This window comes from Flavobacterium cupriresistens (assembly GCF_020911925.1).
Classification (GTDB): domain Bacteria; phylum Bacteroidota; class Bacteroidia; order Flavobacteriales; family Flavobacteriaceae; genus Flavobacterium; species Flavobacterium cupriresistens.
Genome location: NZ_CP087134.1, coordinates 1436720 through 1454563 on the forward strand (window position 1 = coordinate 1436720; position 17844 = coordinate 1454563).

At 34.2% G+C, this 17844-nt stretch carries 11 protein-coding genes and 2 tRNA genes; 8 read left to right on the forward strand and 5 right to left on the reverse strand.

The window, feature by feature from the left end; genetic code table 11:
- Window positions 1–25: 25 nt before the first annotated feature.
- The 3 genes from LNP23_RS06520 to LNP23_RS06530 all read right to left on the reverse strand — a co-directional run bounded on the left by LNP23_RS06520 (window position 26) and on the right by LNP23_RS06530 (window position 6261).
- The gene (locus tag LNP23_RS06520) at window positions 26–3166 is read right to left on the reverse strand and encodes a DUF3427 domain-containing protein (RefSeq protein WP_230004324.1); all 3141 of its coding nucleotides are present in this window, start codon (window positions 3164–3166) and stop codon (window positions 26–28) included.
- Window positions 3163–3558: a (deoxy)nucleoside triphosphate pyrophosphohydrolase gene (locus LNP23_RS06525; RefSeq protein WP_230004325.1), complete on the reverse strand. Its 396-nt coding sequence runs from the start codon at window positions 3556–3558 to the stop codon at window positions 3163–3165. The genes LNP23_RS06520 and LNP23_RS06525 overlap by 4 nt, the downstream gene beginning before the upstream one ends.
- 240 nt (window positions 3559–3798) lie before the next feature.
- Complete coding sequence (locus LNP23_RS06530) at window positions 3799–6261, reverse strand: AsmA family protein (RefSeq protein ID WP_230004326.1); 2463 nt, start codon at window positions 6259–6261, stop codon at window positions 3799–3801.
- Between the two features lie 264 nt (window positions 6262–6525).
- Between LNP23_RS06530 and trxA the strand changes: the two genes are divergently transcribed.
- Window positions 6526–6843, forward strand: a complete 318-nt coding sequence (gene trxA, locus LNP23_RS06535; RefSeq protein WP_012023423.1) for a thioredoxin — start codon at window positions 6526–6528, stop codon at window positions 6841–6843.
- Between the two features lie 51 nt (window positions 6844–6894).
- Here the strand turns inward: trxA and LNP23_RS06540 are convergent, their stop codons facing one another.
- A complete protein-coding gene (locus LNP23_RS06540) occupies window positions 6895–8973 on the reverse strand; it encodes an ATP-binding protein (protein WP_230004327.1) in 2079 nt (692 codons plus the stop codon).
- Entirely contained in the window at window positions 8970–9677 is a 708-nt protein-coding gene (locus LNP23_RS06545) for a LytR/AlgR family response regulator transcription factor (RefSeq protein ID WP_230004328.1), read from the reverse strand. Before LNP23_RS06545 ends, LNP23_RS06540 begins: the two co-directional genes overlap by 4 nt.
- 236 nt (window positions 9678–9913) lie before the next feature.
- Here LNP23_RS06545 and LNP23_RS06550 point away from each other — a divergent pair, with 236 nt between their 5' ends.
- The 7 genes from LNP23_RS06550 to LNP23_RS06580 all read left to right on the forward strand — a co-directional run bounded on the left by LNP23_RS06550 (window position 9914) and on the right by LNP23_RS06580 (window position 17603).
- Complete coding sequence (locus LNP23_RS06550) at window positions 9914–10285, forward strand: DUF4082 domain-containing protein (protein WP_230004329.1); 372 nt, start codon at window positions 9914–9916, stop codon at window positions 10283–10285.
- 27 nt (window positions 10286–10312) lie between these two features.
- Complete coding sequence (locus LNP23_RS06555; RefSeq protein ID WP_230004330.1) at window positions 10313–10909, forward strand: hypothetical protein; 597 nt, start codon at window positions 10313–10315, stop codon at window positions 10907–10909.
- A 155-nt stretch (window positions 10910–11064) separates the two neighbouring features.
- Window positions 11065–13641, forward strand: a complete 2577-nt coding sequence (locus tag LNP23_RS06560; protein WP_230004331.1) for a M1 family metallopeptidase — start codon at window positions 11065–11067, stop codon at window positions 13639–13641.
- Window positions 13638–14564 (forward strand): DUF58 domain-containing protein, encoded by a 927-nt coding sequence (locus tag LNP23_RS06565; protein WP_047777708.1) that lies wholly within the window; start codon window positions 13638–13640, stop codon window positions 14562–14564. The genes LNP23_RS06560 and LNP23_RS06565 overlap by 4 nt, the downstream gene beginning before the upstream one ends.
- Before the next feature lie 86 nt (window positions 14565–14650).
- Window positions 14651–14724, forward strand: a tRNA-Asp gene (locus LNP23_RS06570).
- A 1770-nt stretch (window positions 14725–16494) separates the two neighbouring features.
- Window positions 16495–16568 (forward strand) — tRNA-Asp (locus LNP23_RS06575).
- A gap of 210 nt (window positions 16569–16778) precedes the next feature.
- The gene (locus tag LNP23_RS06580; RefSeq protein ID WP_047777711.1) at window positions 16779–17603 is read left to right on the forward strand and encodes an AraC family transcriptional regulator; all 825 of its coding nucleotides are present in this window, start codon (window positions 16779–16781) and stop codon (window positions 17601–17603) included.
- Window positions 17604–17844: the final 241 nt, after the last annotated feature.

Genomic DNA, 17844 nt, shown 5'->3' on the forward strand with positions numbered 1-17844 from the left:
TTTTGTTTGATATATAACATTAAAATTAGTCTATTGACATTTTTGCAGATTCTTTCCAAAGATAATTTGGTATAGGCTCATTTAGCTCCCATTTGATATTCATTGGTTTTGAACCTTCGGTTTCTTTAAATATACCTTCTCCGATAAATACATATCCTAGTGCATTCCCATTTTCATCTTTACCTTTTTCTCTGATAAAAAGTAATATTTTTTTATTGATTTTAAGGTGTTTTATATAGGAAGCTCCTTTTGTCGTTTCTGGTCCATAAGCATTATGTGATTGCCAATGAAATAATGTTTCACTTATTGCATAGTCATCATACATAGTTGTGGGAGAAAAATTTTCCTCGGATTTAATTAAATTAATAAAGAGGACTTCTGTATTTAAGCTTTTATTTTCTGCTGCACCTTCTCTGTTAGATGATTTTTTATTAAATGTACTTAAACGGAAAGCTGTTAGTATTTGATCTCTTGTATATCTAGCGTGCAATTTTAGTGGTTGATTGTAGGGTAATTCAATCTCAATTTCTTTAAATCCAATTTTATCAATTAATATCTCTAAAACTTCTATAATTTCATTAGTAAGAGTTTTGTTTTTGCCAATTTGAATTATACTTTTCTCTAAAGATTCGAATCCTGCAGCGCTTTGCCATACATCATAATGTAGCATTAATAGCATGGTTTTTTGATTTTCGTCGAAATCATCAATTTTAATGTTAAAGCCTTTTTTAGCAATCAACAAGATGAAATTGAAATAGCTAGTAGAATTGGTAGAAAACCACTTGTTTTTAATTGCTGAATATATTTGCTTTTCATTTATGTTTTCAAAATCATCAATTACTCCCGCTCGATAGCATAGTCTTGACCAGTTGTCTTTTTTATATATTGTTTCAATAGGAATATGATAAACTTCAATAAAATTGCTTAAGGTTAAAGGCAAATTAGTTTGATGTTTAAAATTTACGATTTTAGTTAAAAGTTGATTTACATTTAATGATGTTGCTTTTCTAATATTCTCTAGAATTATTTCTTTGGTTTTTTTCTCTAAAATAATTGAGCAACCCAATGGTAAATGTGGGAAGTCATCTTCAATTTCTTTTTGAACAGAAGTAGTTGTTTTTCCAATTAAGGCTCTAAACTTATTTTCAAAATCATATTCTGGTCTTGCATTTCCAACAAAATCTAAAACTGTTAGACAATCTTTTCCTTCAGACAATCTTAAACCACGACCTAATTGTTGTAGAAAAACAGTTAAGCTTTCGGTTGGTCTTAAAAATAAGACGGTATCAATTTCAGGAATATCTACACCTTCATTAAAAATATCAACGACAAATAAATAATTGAATTCTTTGTTCTTGAACTTTTCTCTAATCGTATTTCGTTCTTTAGAATTTTTGGAGGTTAAAGATGCTGCTTTTAAACCTGCCAAATTGAATTTTTCAGACATAAAATTAGCATGCTCAATAGTCACACAAAAACCAATAGCTCGAACATCATTTATGTCATTTGTGTACTTTTTAAGATTGTCGATTATTTGTCCAACGCGAATATTGTTTTTGGTATATAAACTGGTCAATTCACTTGCTAAATATTTACCTTTCTCCCATTTGACATTACTTAAATCAATACTATCGGTTATTCCAAAATACTGAAAAGGAGTTAATAGGTTCTTGTTTAATGCCTCTGGGAGCCTAATTTCAGCAGCAATACGATTACAGAAATCTTTTAATATGTCAGCCCCGTCCATTCTTTCAGGTGTGGCAGTCAAACCTAATAGTATTTTAGGTTTGAAATAATTTATAATTGGTCTATAAGTTTTAGCTTCAATATGGTGAACTTCGTCAATAATAATAAAATCATAATATTCAGGAGAAAGGTTAATGTTTTCAAGCCTGTTGTTCAAGGTTTGAATTGAAGCAAAAACATATTCGTTAGAACTAGGTTCAAGACCATCTACCCATAAATCACCAAAATTATGATCTTTTAAAATGCCTTGAAAAGCTGTTTTTGCTTGTTGTAAAATTTCTTTTCTATGAGCGACAAAAAGTAATTTAGATGATTGGTTATTCTTTCTGAAATTTTTATAATCAAATGCTGAAATAACTGTTTTTCCTGTTCCAGTTGCAGCAACTAAAAGATTTTTATATCTATTATGAACTAATCTTTCAACTTCTAATTTTTCAAGTATTTCACTTTGATAATTATAAGGTTTAACATCGAAATAAGATGTTGTAAAAGTATTTTCTTTCGAGATTTTTCCTTGTTTTAGAGCGTCAACTAATTTTACAGAATGAATATTTTGATCGTATAATTCAAATTCTGAGTTTTCCCAATACGATTCAAACGTTTTTCTAAATTTATCAATAATATGTCCAACTTCTTTGGTTGTTATTTTTAAATTCCATTCTAATCCGTCTGTTAGCGCTGAACGAGAAAAATTAGAGGAGCCGATATAGCCTGTGTGAAATCCTGAATTTCTTTGGAATAAATATGCTTTTGCATGTAATCTTTCGTTACCAGTATTATATGAAATTTTCACTTCAGTATTTTTTAAAGAAGCTAAAAGTTCAACGGCTTTTGAATCTGTTGCACCGATATAAGTAGTTGTAATGACTCTAAGTTTTCCTCCTCTTTCTGTGAATTCTCTTAATTCACGCTCTAGAATTCTAATTCCTTTCCATTTTATAAAAGAAACTAATAGATCAATTTTATCTGAAGATAATATCTCTTTACGCAATTCACTTTCTAAAGTTGTTCCTGAATTTCCTCCCGTAAAGAGTTCACTATGAATAAGTCTTGTATAAGGTGTGATTTCTTTTAAGTGTAGATCTAAGTCAGTAAAATGAGTATCAACTTTTGTAAAAACAGCTTTCAATATTTTACCTTCTGTTTCAATTAAATCATCCTCAAATTCTTCTTTCTTTAATTCTTCTTTTAAAAGTAAGATTATTTTGTTGGCAATTTCAATTTGAGTTTCAACAATATTTTCGCCTTTTATCAGTGTAAAAGCATGTTTTATTGTTTTACCAATATGCTGTGATAATATTTGAGATGCTTCAGCTTTGTCTATTGAAACTTTTTTTATTTGGAAAGTATCTTTGTTTAGTTCATTTATTTTATAGGTTATCAGTTTGGTAACTAATTCTTCATATAATCCTTGGTTCATATTTCAAGTTTTAAAAATTCTTCAACGATTGGTATATCTGCTTCAGCCCAATCAATGTTTAATAGTTCAGATCTTTCTAATAATCTATAATCTGTGTGTTCTGCTAATTTAATATCACCTGAAATATAACAAGCTAAAAAAGGAATTAAATTGATTTTAAAATTGCCATAATCATGAATATTATTTGATAGTTTTTGCAATATTTCAATCTCAATATTTATTTCCTCTTTAATTTCTCTTTTAATGCAATCAATTTCACTCTCATTAAATTCTAATTTTCCACCCGGAAATTCCCATTTTAAAGGTAATTTCATTTTTGTACTTCTCTGCGCAACTAAAATTTTTTCATTCTTTAAAATTATTGCACAAGTAACATTTATGATTTTAGACATTTATGATAGAAATAGATTTATAAAAGTAAAGCTGATAAAGAGAATAATTTTTATGGAAATATAAATCATATTAACTACATTTTTTGCTGTTTTCCTATTAAAATAAATCTTCTTGTGTAAAGTAAATTCTTAGCATAGATAGAAACAGGATACTTTTGTGGTAGGGTTCATAATAAAGAATGCGGCCTGACAATTGAAAACAGCTTGTGATTCTTCAACTTCGCTTAAGAAGAGATATCGTTACTTCCCCCTCTTCCCCCACTTAATCTTCATCTTCCCCTCATCATCCAGCGCAATCAAATGCAACACAATCCCACGTTCCCGAACCGCATCACGCTCAGCTTTGCTGGCGAGTTTGACATCGTTTTTGGAATTTCGTAAAGGGATGGTGAGGGCCAGATTGGTGCCACGGCCAAAGGAATAAATCCCTTCGACATCAAAATTTAAAACACTCGAACTGATGGTTAAGTTATGAACGTCGATTCGCTCTCCGCGTAGATTTACATTGCCGGACAAATCGCTGAAAGTAATGTTTTTGACATCGCGAAACGGAAACGCAAACTTGCCAATCCTTACAATGGGTTCAAAGTCCAATAAGGCACCCTGATTGACAGTAAAGCCCAGATTTCCGGTCATAGAATTGGTGATGAGTTCGCCTTTGTCGTTGATTAAACCGGTAACATTGGCATGGGAACTGAGTTTTCCTTTAATGTCTTTTGGGCTAAAAGAACGGATTCCGAAATTGTTGAACGAACGCAGAAAATTCGCAATATCAACGCGATTAACCTGTGCGTTAGATTGAAAGGTGTAATTGTTTCCTCTGGGCTCAATCGACCCGCTAAAAGCAATCGATCCGCCGGAAGTTTGTAACGAACCGTTTTTTAAAGATAGCTTCGAATTAATCATCTGGATTGTCGCCGAAGTGTTGGTGGCGGTCAGTTTTCCGTAATTGATTTTGTCGGCTTTGAGGTTGATAACAACGGCACATTTCTCGATTACGGAGCGCATTTGATTCGAAAAATTGACATTTTTGACCGGTTTTTGCGCTACTTTTTTGGCTTGAGAGTTTTTTAGAATTCCCAGAAATTGTTTGACGTCGATATTCGGACAATAGATATTCCAGTTGATTACCATTTTTTCGGGAGCATCGTAATAGAGATTCAGGAAATTATCGATTTTTCCGTCTATGCGAAAACTGTTGTTTTTATGTTTGTAGGTAATTTGTTTGATGAGCAGTGCTTCCTGAGTAAAGTTGAGCTGAATGTTAGTTTCTTTAGCATGAATCTTTTTAGGGATATAATCAAAAGAAGCGTTACTGATATTGACATCACCGGTAAATCGGGGTTTGGTGATGTACAAATCGACAATATTAAATTGAAATTTCAAACCTGCATGCGCATGACCACTTGTAAAATTAATCCATTTGTCACTGCACATTTCGTTGATATTCTGAATATCAAAATCAGAACTCATGTTTCCTGTAGCGATGGGATTTTCTAAATTATTGATGACAACCTGCGGAATTTTAATGGGCATTTTTTGATATTTTCCAAAGAAATGACTCAGAACAATAGCCGAATTGGCATCATTAAAACCCTCTTTTGGTTTGAAATTGTTGGTAAAAATCCCCTTGAAATTACAATCGGTAAAAAGCCCGTCGGGAATAGTGAGTTCATTGTTGGCGACTTCGGCCTGAACCACAATTCTGGGGTCGCCTTGATCATTAAAATCCCCTTTGATGTCACAATTGACCTGGATTTCTTTTTTTAGATTAAATCGGTTAAGCTTAGAACTGATGTTATCCGATAATAAGTTCGAAGCATTTTGCCATAAAATGGTAGTTCCGATATTGATTCCGAAAGGCGAATTTGTTTTACCGACCGTAAAAAAAGCAATGATGTCAAAAGAATCCGTTCCGATTTGTAAGCCTTGGGTGTCTACGCTTATTTTTTGGTTTTCAGACGAGTACGAAATGTCAAAAGTACCTTGAAGTATTTTTTGCTTGGCAAAACTCCCATGAACGGTATTGAACGCTAAACTTTTAACAGTAGTCTTTAAAAACAAATCCGTTTGCCAGTCGTCGCCATCGTAATCTACCTTTGATTTTAAACTCGCAACATCAAAATCAAAAAGTTTATGACCAACACGATTGTCCAGAATAAAATGAACGTTGTTGAGGTTGATTTGACCAATTGTGGTTTCTGTTTCAGATTTGTTTTCTGATGATTTTTTCTTTTTGGGTTTAAAAATATCAGAATTCGAATAACCGTTTGCAGCTTTGTAGAGATAAATGTCGGCTTCGTTGATCAGGATTTTACGAATGTTGATTTCGTGTTGCAGCAAACTCCAGACATTCAAACGGACTTCAATTTCTTTTGCTTTTAATAGGGTATGACGATGTGTTTTCCATTGTCTGTCTTTGAGTTCGACTTCTTTTAAGGCCAGCGTAAAGTTCGGAAAACCAGTTAAAAACTTGTATTGAAAATCGCCAATATGAAATTCTCCATTGATATTTTCGTTGATTTTAGCATTGATTTTAGCGATAATTTCCGGTTTATTCCGATTGAAATAAAAAGACAAAGCGCCCGAAGCAATAAGAAGGAGCGTTATACATCCTAAGACAAAAAGGCCAAAGCGTTTCGCGTATTTTTTAAAATGCACTGATTGCAAAAAATCTTTTATTTGAAGTAAAGTTGCTTTCATCTGAACGAATTTTCCGAATTATTAAAGATACATTAAAAAAGGAAAGTATTTTTAAAAAGATGTCTTTTAATGACTTGTAATTCAGGGTGTGGGAATAAAGAATTTACTATTGGTATAATTTATGACAATGCATTTATAATGAAAACTAATTTACGAATGGCGCTTGATTGGTTTTAAATTTCTAAATTTGTACCCAAGTTAAAGAACTAATTAGAAAATGTTCCCGGAGAATTATCAAAGGGATGAACTTTAAATGAAATTATTATGGCATTAGCAATCACAGATGCTACTTTTGATGAAGTAGTTTTGAAATCAGATAAACCGGTAATGGTAGATTTTTGGGCAGCATGGTGCGGTCCTTGTCGTATGGTTGGTCCAATCATTGACCAATTAAGTGACGAATACGCAGGAAAAGTAGTTGTTGGGAAAGTAGATGTAGATGCAAACCAGGAATTTGCTGCAAAATATGGTGTACGTAACATACCAACTGTTTTGGTTTTTCATAACGGTGAAGTAGTAGGGAAACAAGTAGGAGTTGCTCCGAAACAAACCTATGCAGATAGTTTAGACGCTTTGTTGTAATCGTGAGATTATAATTTATACTCAAAGGTTTGGCGAAAGTCAAACCTTTTTTTATTGAAATAGAATGGTGAAAGTTGTTCCGGAACCAAGGGCTGTCACCACTTCGATTTTGCAATTAATGGCATTTGCCAGATCCCGAATCAAATGCAATCCTAAACCATTTTTAATTCCGATTACTTCAGAATGATCGTATAAGGCCTTAAATTCTTCCCGAGTTCCGCCTGAACCATTGTCGGTTATAGAAAGAAAATAGCTGTTGTTTTCTTGGCGGGCTTTCCAGATTATTACCCCGTCCGAAGTTTTATTAAGCGCCTGAATAGCATTTCCGGTAAGATTCCGAATAATTGTTTTGAGGTAATTTTCATCGGTTTCAAGGATGATATTTTCGGGATTTTCAAATACAAATGTTACATTTTCTACACTCGAAAAATGTTTCTGTGTTTCTTCGAATAAAAGCGCTACCGTAACCTTCTTTTGCAGCGGTTTAAAGTTTTCCATTTGTCCCTTACTCCACAATAATATATCCTCCATAGACGATAATAAATTCTCGGCTCCGGTAATAATTTTGTTTTGCATACGCAAAGCTGTGGCTTCATCGAGTAGCTCCGGACTTTCTTTTTGTAGGTGTAAAAAGTGGATTAAATTCGAAATCGGACTTCTTAAGTCATGATTTAGAATGCCAAAAAAGCGTGCTTTTATTTTATTGGCTTCGTCGAGTTCTTTGTTTAAAAGCTGCAGTTTCTGATTCGTTTTTTTGCGATTCCGACTTTGATTAAACAACAACAATCCAATAATGGCAACCAGACTAAGTCCACCAATTAAAAAGAGACGTTGTCTCTCCGACTCTTTAATCTGAATGTTTTTTATGGTGTTCTCAATCGAAAGATTCTTTATTTTCTGCCCTTTCGTTTTGTTTTGATAATGGGCTTCGGCGTTGGCAATACTTTGTTTGGCTGATTCCTGCAGCATTTCGTCATTGTATTTGCTGTAGATTTTATTGTATCGGTAGGCTTCTTTCCAATTCCCCAGAGCAGCATAACTTTCAGAAAGTTTTTTATTGATGGTTACAAAGGACTCTTTGTCGTAAGTAAGGGCGCTTTTAGAAGCCAGGGTCAGCGTTTCGATTGCTTTTTTATAATTGCCTTTTTCATACCATACTTTTCCCATTATGGTGTTGGCTTCCATGAGAATTTCATCATCATTTGATTTTTGACCGAATAAAACAGCTTTTTGAGCGTATTTATAAGCGGTGTTTGACTGATGATTCCCGATGTAATATTCAGACATGCTTCGGTTGGCAAAACTTAAATTAAGAAATAAGGAATCGTTTACTGATGGGTAGGTATGGATTAAATTGTAGTATTTCTTAATGCTGTCAAGGTTATTTAATGCAACAAAAGATTGCATATAGTAGTTGCACGAGAAAGCGCTTATATAGGGAGAAGTTTTGATATAAGGTTTGGCATCGTTTAAGTATTCAATGGCTTTATGGTACTGTTTCATTTTTACATAAGCACTGGCAATCTGGCTATAGGAAACCCCAATATTCTCGGTATTAGCGACGCTTTTTTCAAGAAGTTTTTTATAATTGATTGCTTTTAATTGATACTGAATAAAAGGCTCGTACTCCGAATAATTCAGATAATATTCTCCAAGACTTCCGTAGAGAACGGCCTTCATATAATTGCTTTTTGTGGTATCCAGCACTTTTTTAATGTAAAGAATCAGCTCTTTGTTTTTGGCTGTTTCATTAAGCGCATAATACGTATAATTGAGGCGCATTAAAGCCGATGTTTCGGTTTTAATTTGTTTGCTGCTTTTGGCATACTGTAACGCGAGTTCATAATTTGCTAAAGCTTTTTGATATTGATTGTTGCTGAATTCATAACTAATCCCCCGATAAAGGTAAAAGCGACCAAGATAAGCAGGATGGTTTTTGGCGAGATCAATTCCTTTCTCTGTAATCCATAACAATTTGGAATAATTTTCTGAATCTAAAGCAGTATCGGCATATTTTAGCCAGACTTTAAGTTTTTGTTCTGTAGACTTGTATGGGGTTAAATCGGGCTCTTGTTGCGGATAAGCAGCAATCGCAAATAAGAGAAAAAACAAAAAACCTATTTTTCTCATGAGAACAGATTTAGATTTTCTTTGTAACTTCTTCCAACAGGAATAGCGATGTTGTTGTTTAGTACAATTTCGGTCGCATTTATTTTTTGAATAAATTGTTTCTGAACGGCAAAACTTCTATGGATTCGGATAAAAGACTGAAAATGATCTTCTTTTAATAAATTTCCGATACTCGATAAAACACAATGCCTCTTTTTGTTTGTGATCAGCAGTGTGTAATCTTTAAGAGCTTCGAGGTATAGAATTTCATGGAGTTTAACCTTGGTTTGTTCATGGCCTTCTTTGATATAAATGGTATCACCGCCAATACTTGCTTCAAAAAGCGAGGCTTTGAGTTTGATTTCCATAAACTCTTCGATACGATTTATCGTTTGTGTGAAACGTTCCTGTTTTAAAGGTTTTACGATGAAATCTAATGTTTCGATCTGAAAACTCTCTACGGCATGCTCGGGGTGTGCCGTTATAAAAATACAAACCGGAATAGCCAAGGCTTGTTTTCTAAAATCGATTCCGTTTAAACCCGGCATATCGATGTCCAGAAATAAGATGTCAACTTTTTCTTTTTCTATAAAAGGAAGCGCTCTTTCTGCCGATTCAAAAACACCTAAAATATCCAGCACAGGGAACTTCTTTGCATAAGAAAGAACCGTTAGTCTGTCTATTTCGTCATCGTCGATAATAATGCAGGTGTATTTTTTTATCATAAAACAGAATTTAGTAAATGCAAAAAACGATAAGAATAACTAAAAAACAGTCGTCTGTCTATTTAAAATGTTGTTCGTCTATTAGCTGTTTTTGTGTCGGTTTTAATCGTGCAAATTTGTTTTGGAATTAATTCATTAGAAAAAGGAACTGTCGTTTGTCCCGTTTTGACTTTTACAAAATTAAGGCTATTGAATTAAATAAGAGCTATTTACTAAGATTTAAAACTAAAATGACTATGAAAACTATAAAAATATTTTTCACCGTTTTATTGGCTGCTCTCTTTAGTGTCTCCTGCAGCAGCGACAATAATAAAGAGACTGTCACAAATTATGAAGTGGAGAACCCGTTAAACTCAGTTGTTGCTCAAGTCGGATTAAAGAGATACGATTATATGAATAACCCATCAGAAGAGTTGGGATTGGTTTTTACTCCTACTGTAAAAGGAAACATCAAAGCAATTACGGTAAAATTGCCTGGCGCAAGTCCGGGGCTGCGGGTAACGATTTGGGATTTTGATTCAGAATATTTTAGAATGCAAGGACGTCTATTAAGGAAGTCGTTGGCCTATTGGTGTTGTTTTTATTTGAAAAAGACATCACAAGTTTGATTATTAATAATTTAAAAAACAGAAAAAATGAAAAAGAATTTTTTAATGCTGGGAATTATGATCTTAACCATGTTGTCTTCTTGTTCTAAACCAGATGACGGATCGGATGGAGCAGATGGAAAGGATGGAACTAACGGAACCAATGGTACCAACGGAGCAACCGGTTCTGCAAATGTTATTTATAGCGATTGGAAGACCTCTCCTTATGTAAGCCGTGATACAACGGTTGACGGAACTTGTTTGAGAGTAAGACATTTAAATGTACCGGAGCTTAGTGCTGACATTTTAAAAAGTGGTGTAATCCTGACGTATTTTCGTATTGGTTCTCTTGGTCCTTACAATCTTCCCTATATCAGTGATGCAGGAGGAGCTACCAATCAAATAAGTTCTATTTACAATTTAAACAAGATCTTGATATACAGACATACGTTTGATTCTTGTCGATTTACAGCAGCCGTAGCAGAGGCTTTTCCGGGGCAGCCTGTAATGTTAACTTTGCCTCAGAGTTTAGAATATCGTTATATTATTATTCCGGGAGGCGTAAAAGCAGCAAAGAAAGTACTGCCGGATTATTCAAAAATGTCCTATTCGGAAGTGTGTGAATCTTTGAATATTAAGGAATAATTTAATTCCAATAAGAAATTAAGTTTACCAATAGGTTGTTGTTATATTTTAACAGCAACCTATTTCTATTTGATTAAATCGAATAAAAAGTCAGGATCTATAGTAAAAGCTAAGGAAGTCTTCTTTAATTTTAGCAAATCTTAATATCCTTAAAAATGAAAATTTTCTACAGCTTTCTTCTCTGTTTTACAATCGCAGCAATTGGGTGCTCACAAACGAAACAAAAAGGAACTCTTATTTTAGACAACGGTGTCTCGGAGCAATTGGCCCGTTTTCGGAAACAACAAATTTCAGAGGTGTCTTACGGATTGTCATTTGAGATTCCAAATCAAAAAGAGCAGGATATCAACTCCAATCTGGTTTTGAATCTTACCTTATCTACTTTAAAAGAGCCTTTGTATTTAGATTTTAAAGAGAAAGCGCAGAACCTAAAAACAATCGAAATAAACGGAAAAAGCAGTGTCATTTTGCAGGAGAAAGGGCATGTCGTTATTCCGACTGAAAATTTAATTTTAGGTAAAAATACAGTTGTAATTTCCTTTATTGCCGGGAATTTATCCTTAAACCGCAACGATGATTTTCTGTATACTTTATTAGTTCCGGATCGAGCGAGTACCTTATTTCCGTGTTTTGATCAGCCTGATCTTAAAGCAACGTATAAATTGAGTCTTACCGTTCCAAAAGAATGGTCAGTTTTGGCAGGTGGTTTTGTAAAGGACAAACAAGAACAAGGTGATTTTGTGAAATATACTTTTGGGGAATCGGATAAGATGAGTACCTACTTGTTTTCATTTGTTGCCGGAAAATTTAAAAGCGTTACTCAAAAACCGGGCAATAGGCAGATGACGATGTTGTATCGGGAAAACAATCCCGAAAAACTGCAAACCAGTACCGATACTATTTTTAAATTGCACCAACAATCGTTGGATTTCTTAGAAAAATATACGAATTGTAAATTTCCATTTCAAAAGCTGGATTACGCTTCGATTCCTGTTTTTCAATATGGCGGCATGGAGCATGTTGGCGCCATTCAATACAAAGAATCGACTTTGTTTTTGGATAATACAGCAACCGATAGCGAGAAACTGGACCGTGCCAAATTAATCGCTCACGAAACATCGCACATGTGGTTTGGAGATTTGGTGACGATGAAATGGTTCAATGATGTCTGGATGAAAGAGGTATTTGCAAATTTTATGGCAGATAAAATTATGAATCCGATTTTTCCGAAGGTCAATCACAATCTGCAGTTTTTTACAGCTCACTATGCTAGTGCTTACGCCGAAGATCGATCATTAGGAACACATCCGATAAGGCAAAACTTAGCAAATCTAAAAGATGCAGGTTCTCTTTATGGAAGTATTATTTACAACAAAGCACCTATAATGATGCGTCAATTAGAGGCTTCGATGGGGAAAGTAGCTTTTCAGAAAGGAATTGAAAAATACATTAAAAAATACGCCAATGATAATGCGGATTGGAATAATCTGGTTGAAATTCTAGATGCAGAAACACCACTCGATATGCAAAAATGGAGTACGGTATGGGTGAATAAATCAGGAAGACCCTTATTGAAAGACAAAATAGAATACGATGCCCAAAACCGAATCTCGAAGTTTGAAATTTTACAAGAGGCAGAAGATAAATCGGCAAATGTATGGCCTCAGATTTTTGAAATTGGTTTGGTTTATGCCGATAAGGTACAAGTGGTAAGTGTTAATCTAAAAGGTAAAAGCCTTCTTTTAAAAGAGTTAACCGGACTCCCAAAACCGATTAGTGTGGTTTACAATTACAACGGTTTTGGATATGGTGTTTTTCCGCTTGACGGGAAGAATCTGGAAGCTGTTTTGACTTTAAAAGATGAGGTTGCAAGAGCTTCAACCTATAGCAATATGTATGAAAATACCTTGACAGGAAATGCTTTACCCGTTAAAGCGTTTGATTGTTTTGTGAAAGGAATTCAAAGCGAACAAAATGAATTGGTTCTAAAAATAATCGCCAATCAGACCAGTTCGGTTTTTTGGAAATTCCTTACCGAAAAACAACAAAACGCAAAGCAAAAACAATTGGAAGATATCGTTTACGAACGTTTGCAGGCTAATTTACCGGGAAATATCAAAAAGACGTTGTTTAATTTGTTTAGTTCAATTGCCTATTCAGATTCAGGGAAAGAAAAGTTATATAAGATCTGGACTAAAGAAACGGTTGTTTCAGGTTTGAAATTAAACGAAGACGATTATACCAATATCGCTATGAATTTGGCTATATTTAAACATGAAAAAGCCGTTGAGATTTTAGAGAAAACCAGAACAACAATTTCAAATCCGGACAAGCAAAAACGTTTTGAGTTTCTACTTCCCTCTTTATCTGAAGAAGAATCCGTTCGAAATGTTTTTGTGGAGTCTTTAAAAGACGATAAAAACAGAGAGAAAGAATCGTGGGTTTCTGTTGGCTTGGCTAATATACATCATCCGTTACGTCAGGAAAGTGCGCAAAAGTATATTAGATTTTCATTAGATTTGACAGACGAAATTCAACGTACAGGAGATATTTTCTTTCCAAAGGACTGGTTGAATAATACCATTGGTAAATATTCTTCAAAGTATGCTTTTGACGAAGTACAGCGATTTTTAAAAGAGAATCCGGAGTTTAGTCCAATTCTTAAAAGAAAAGTATTGCAGGCAACAGACGGTTTATATCGTGCTCAAAAAATTAAAAAAGAAACCGAATGAAAATCGAATCAGAAATAGAGAAAGTTTCAAGTTTTCAGCATCTCGAAATGCTGGCCAATCAGGTGGTAGAAGGTTTTATATCCGGAATGCATAAAAGTCCGTTTCATGGATTTTCGGCTGAATTTGCCGAACATAAGGTGTATAATGCGGGAGAAAGTACCAAACACATCGATTGGAAATTATTTGCCAAAACAGACCGTTTGTATACCAAACGTTTTGAAGAAGAAACCAATTTGCGTTGTCATATTATTGTCGATAATTCGTCGTCGATGCATTATCCGGAACTAAAATCAAATCAGCCTTTTTATGAAAAGAAGATTGGTTTTTCGGTTTTGGCCTCAGCAGTTTTGATGAACATCCTTAAGAAACAGCGTGATGCCGTTGGTTTGAGTGTTTTCTCCGATACCTATGAATATTACGCTCCCGAAAAAGGAAGTGACCGCCATCATAGAATGCTGCTCAACAAATTAGAGCAATTGTTAGAGCAACCAAAAATCAAAAAAAGCACCGATACGATTACTTATTTACATCAGATCGCTGAAAAAATACATCGCCGCTCGATGATTATCCTGTTTACAGATATGTTGCAGACAGAAGAAGATGAAAAACTGTTTAATGCACTGCAGCATTTGAAGCACAATAAACACAAAGTGGTTTTGTTTCATGTGATCGATGATAAAACAGAGCTTAAATTTGACTTTGACAATACCCCTCGCAAGTTTATAGATGTAGAGACAGGGGAAGAAGTGTCAATTTTTGCAGATAATGTAAAAGAAGAATATGAAAAAAGGGCAGAGGAGTACTTTAAAAAATTGTCATTGACCTGTGCAAAGAACCAAATTAAGTACGTTCCGGTAAATGTTGGCGATAATTTTGAAAAAATACTCACGACATATTTAGTTGAAAAACAAAACTTTGGCTAATATTTTGAAAATTTATTTTATTTTTTTTACAAAAACGCTTGCAGAAACGAAATTCTATACTATCTTTGCAACCGCAATAACGCAGAGGTTTGGTAGTTCAGTTGGTTAGAATACATGCCTGTCACGCATGGGGTCGCGGGTTCGAGTCCCGTCCAGACCGCAATATTGGGGAAAGCCTTTCTTAACGGAAAGGCTTTTTTGCCCAAATACGGTATCTAAGATTAGTTGTGTTGTTTTGCTACGAATTTGTAACTCGTAGCTGGTTTAGTAGTTAGACCAATGAAAAGCTTTCCACTTTTGTGGATGGCTTTTTTGATTTATACCAATTGGTGTTTTTGTAAATTCCAATCTTTTGAAATCCCAAATTCCAAATTGTGTCGAAATTTTGACCGCTAGGTTCGCAAAGATTTCGTAAGGTTCGCAAAGTTTAATTGTAGCGATATGAGTCCTTTTAATTTTATGACTAATTTTTTGCACGCAGATTTAGTTTATCTAAAAAAGACACACGCACGGTTTGTCCTTTCGACGAAGGAGAAATTTCCGCAAGAAACTCCGTAAAAACAAGCTCAGCAAACGCAGATTTATTCCTTTGAAGTTTCTATTGCGTAATTTGGATTAAATGAATTTATATCACTTATATGGTGAAGAGAATAATTTGTTTTATAAATTCCAATATTTTAAAATTCCAAATTCCAAAATTGTGTCGAAATTTTAACCGCTAGGTTCGTAAAGTTTAATTGTAGCAATATGAATCCTTTTAATTTTATGACTAATTTTTGCACGCAGATTTAGTTTATCTAAAGAACACACACACGGTTTGTCCTTTCGACGAAGGAGAAATCTCCGCAAGAAACTCCGTAAAAACAAGCTCAGCAAACGCAGATTTATTCCTTTGAAGTTTCTATTGCGTAATTTGGGTTAAATGAACTTACATCACTTATATGGTGAAGAGAATTATTTGCTTCTATAAATTCCAATCTTTTGAAATCCCAAATTCCAAAATTGTGTCGAAATTTTAACCGCTAGGTTCGCAAAGTTTAATTGTAGCAATATGAATCCTTTTAATTTTATGACTAATTTTTTGCACACAGATTTAGTTTATCTAAAAAAGACACACACACGGTTTGTCCTTTCGACGAAGGAGAAATCTCCGCAAGAAACTCCGTAAAAACAAGCTCAGCAAACGCAGATTTATTCCTTTCAAGTTTCTATTGCGTAATTTGGGTTAAATGAACTTACATCACTTATATGGTGAAGAGAATTATTTGTTTTAGAAATTCCAATCTTTTAAAATTCCAAAACCCAAAATTGTGTCGAAATTTTAACCGCTAGGTTCGCAAAGATTACGCTAGGTTCGCAAAGTTTAATTGTAGTAATATGAATCCTTTTAATTTTATGACTAATTTTTTGCACGCAGATTTAGTTTATCTAAAAAAGACACACACACGGTTTGTCCTTTCGACGAAGGAGAAATCTCCGTAAGAAACTCCGTAAAAACAAGCTCAGCAAACGCAGATTTATTCCTTTCAAGTTTCTATTGCGTAATTTGGATTAAATGAACTTATATCACTTATATGGTGAAAAGAATTATTTGTTTTATAAATTCCAATCTTTTAAAATTCCAAAACCCAAAATTGTGCGGAAATCTTAACCGCCAGTTCCGCAAAGATTGCGCAAAGCACGCAAAGAAGAAAATTTTCAAATGAATTTACATCACTTATATGGTGAAAAAAAACATTTGCGGCATAAAAAAGAAGACTTTTCATCCCCAAAATTGGAATTTGGAATTTTAAAAGATTAGAATTTTAATTTCAACGAATCTAATTATCAGGGTGTTCGAAAAATTAACATTTTTATTTGTTTAAAAAACGTGAAAAAGCTTGTGAAATCAGAACTTCTGTCGTAGTTTTGCACCCACAATAACGCAGTTGGTTTGGTAGTTCAGTTGGTTAGAATACATGCCTGTCACGCATGGGGTCGCGGGTTCGAGTCCCGTCCAGACCGCAATATTGGAAGAAGCCTTTCTTAACGGAAAGGCTTTTTTATTTTTAGTACTTTCGATCGTCTCATTTTCTTCCTTATATTTAATAGATAATAAATTAAACTGCAAAAAGCGTTTGGATTTAAACAAGTTTGTAAAGCTGTAATGGTTGTATTTTGTAAACCTTGCGATTTTCCTTTTGCATTCCTTGCGGTTGAAATCTTTATTTTTCGATGGAACAAACAAATCATAAAGTAGATAAGTATTACATCAAAAAAGTAGATGCCGATCAAAAAAGCATTTATTGTCATCATGATGTAATGGGGGAATTATTTGTTCCGACGCATAAACATGACAAAGCACAGTTGCTTTATGCCGAAGGCGATGTGGTGTTTGTTACGACCGAAACCAAAACCTATTTTTTACCCGCACGACATTTTATATGGATTCCGGGTGGAGTAGAACACAGCATTCATCCAAAATCTGAAAATGTGATGATGCGAAATCTGTATTTTCCTGTTGAAAAGAATGAAAATGATTTTTATCAAAATGAAGGAATCTATCCGGTAAATAATCTGCTGCTTCAAATGATGCTTTTTACGAATCAATGGAACGGTGATCTTAAGGATGGAAGTCCAAATTTTGTAATTGCTAAAGCGATAAAAGCGATTCTTCCTCAAATCTGTCTGATCAATTTACCTTTAGAATTGCCTTTGCCGAAAGACCCGAGATTGGGTAAAATTCTGCGACACATAGAAAACAATCTGGGAGAAACGATTTTGTTTGCTGAAGTTGCGCATGAATTCGGCTATAGCGAACGCTCTTTGTATCGCTTGTTTCAAAAGGATCTTAAGATGTCATTCATTCAATATTATACCATCAGGAGAATCTTAAAAGCAATTGAGCTATTATTAGAAAGAAAACTTTCTGTAAAAGAAGTGGCTCAGGAAGTGGGCTATAATAGTGTTCCCACGTTTAGCAATACTTTTTTTAAGATTTTAGGACAACGCCCGTCTGATTATCTGGGGGGTGAGGAGATTTTGGTGCGAACTAGATAAAGATTGTTTCACGCAGATTTAGCAGATTGGGCGGATTTTTATTGTTTCGACGAAGGGAGAAATCGCATCCAGTATTTGGAAGAGGAAGAATTCTGGTTGGTTACTAACATATCACACCGCAAAGTTCCGCCTTTAGTAAGATTAAAAAAAATCTGCTAAATCTGCGAGAGAAGTTTCACGCAGATTTAGCAGATTGGGCTGATTTTTATTGTTTCGACGAAGGAGGAATCGCATCCAATAT

Excerpts from the sequence above, each read along its gene's own strand:
- trxA (WP_012023423.1), top strand. The coding sequence starts at position 6,526 with ATGGCATTAGCAATCACAGATGCTACTTTTGATGAAGTAGTTTTGAAA.
- LNP23_RS06525 (WP_230004325.1), bottom strand. The coding sequence starts at position 3,558 with ATGTCTAAAATCATAAATGTTACTTGTGCAATAATTTTAAAGAATGAA.
- LNP23_RS06565 (WP_047777708.1), top strand. The coding sequence starts at position 13,638 with ATGAAAATCGAATCAGAAATAGAGAAAGTTTCAAGTTTTCAGCATCTC.
- LNP23_RS06555 (WP_230004330.1), top strand. The coding sequence starts at position 10,313 with ATGAAAAAGAATTTTTTAATGCTGGGAATTATGATCTTAACCATGTTG.
- LNP23_RS06580 (WP_047777711.1), top strand. The coding sequence starts at position 16,779 with ATGGAACAAACAAATCATAAAGTAGATAAGTATTACATCAAAAAAGTA.
- LNP23_RS06520 (WP_230004324.1), bottom strand. The coding sequence starts at position 3,166 with ATGAACCAAGGATTATATGAAGAATTAGTTACCAAACTGATAACCTAT.
- LNP23_RS06545 (WP_230004328.1), bottom strand. The coding sequence starts at position 9,677 with ATGATAAAAAAATACACCTGCATTATTATCGACGATGACGAAATAGAC.
- LNP23_RS06560 (WP_230004331.1), top strand. The coding sequence starts at position 11,065 with ATGAAAATTTTCTACAGCTTTCTTCTCTGTTTTACAATCGCAGCAATT.
- LNP23_RS06530 (WP_230004326.1), bottom strand. The coding sequence starts at position 6,261 with ATGAAAGCAACTTTACTTCAAATAAAAGATTTTTTGCAATCAGTGCAT.
- LNP23_RS06550 (WP_230004329.1), top strand. The coding sequence starts at position 9,914 with ATGAAAACTATAAAAATATTTTTCACCGTTTTATTGGCTGCTCTCTTT.
- LNP23_RS06540 (WP_230004327.1), bottom strand. The coding sequence starts at position 8,973 with ATGAGAAAAATAGGTTTTTTGTTTTTTCTCTTATTTGCGATTGCTGCT.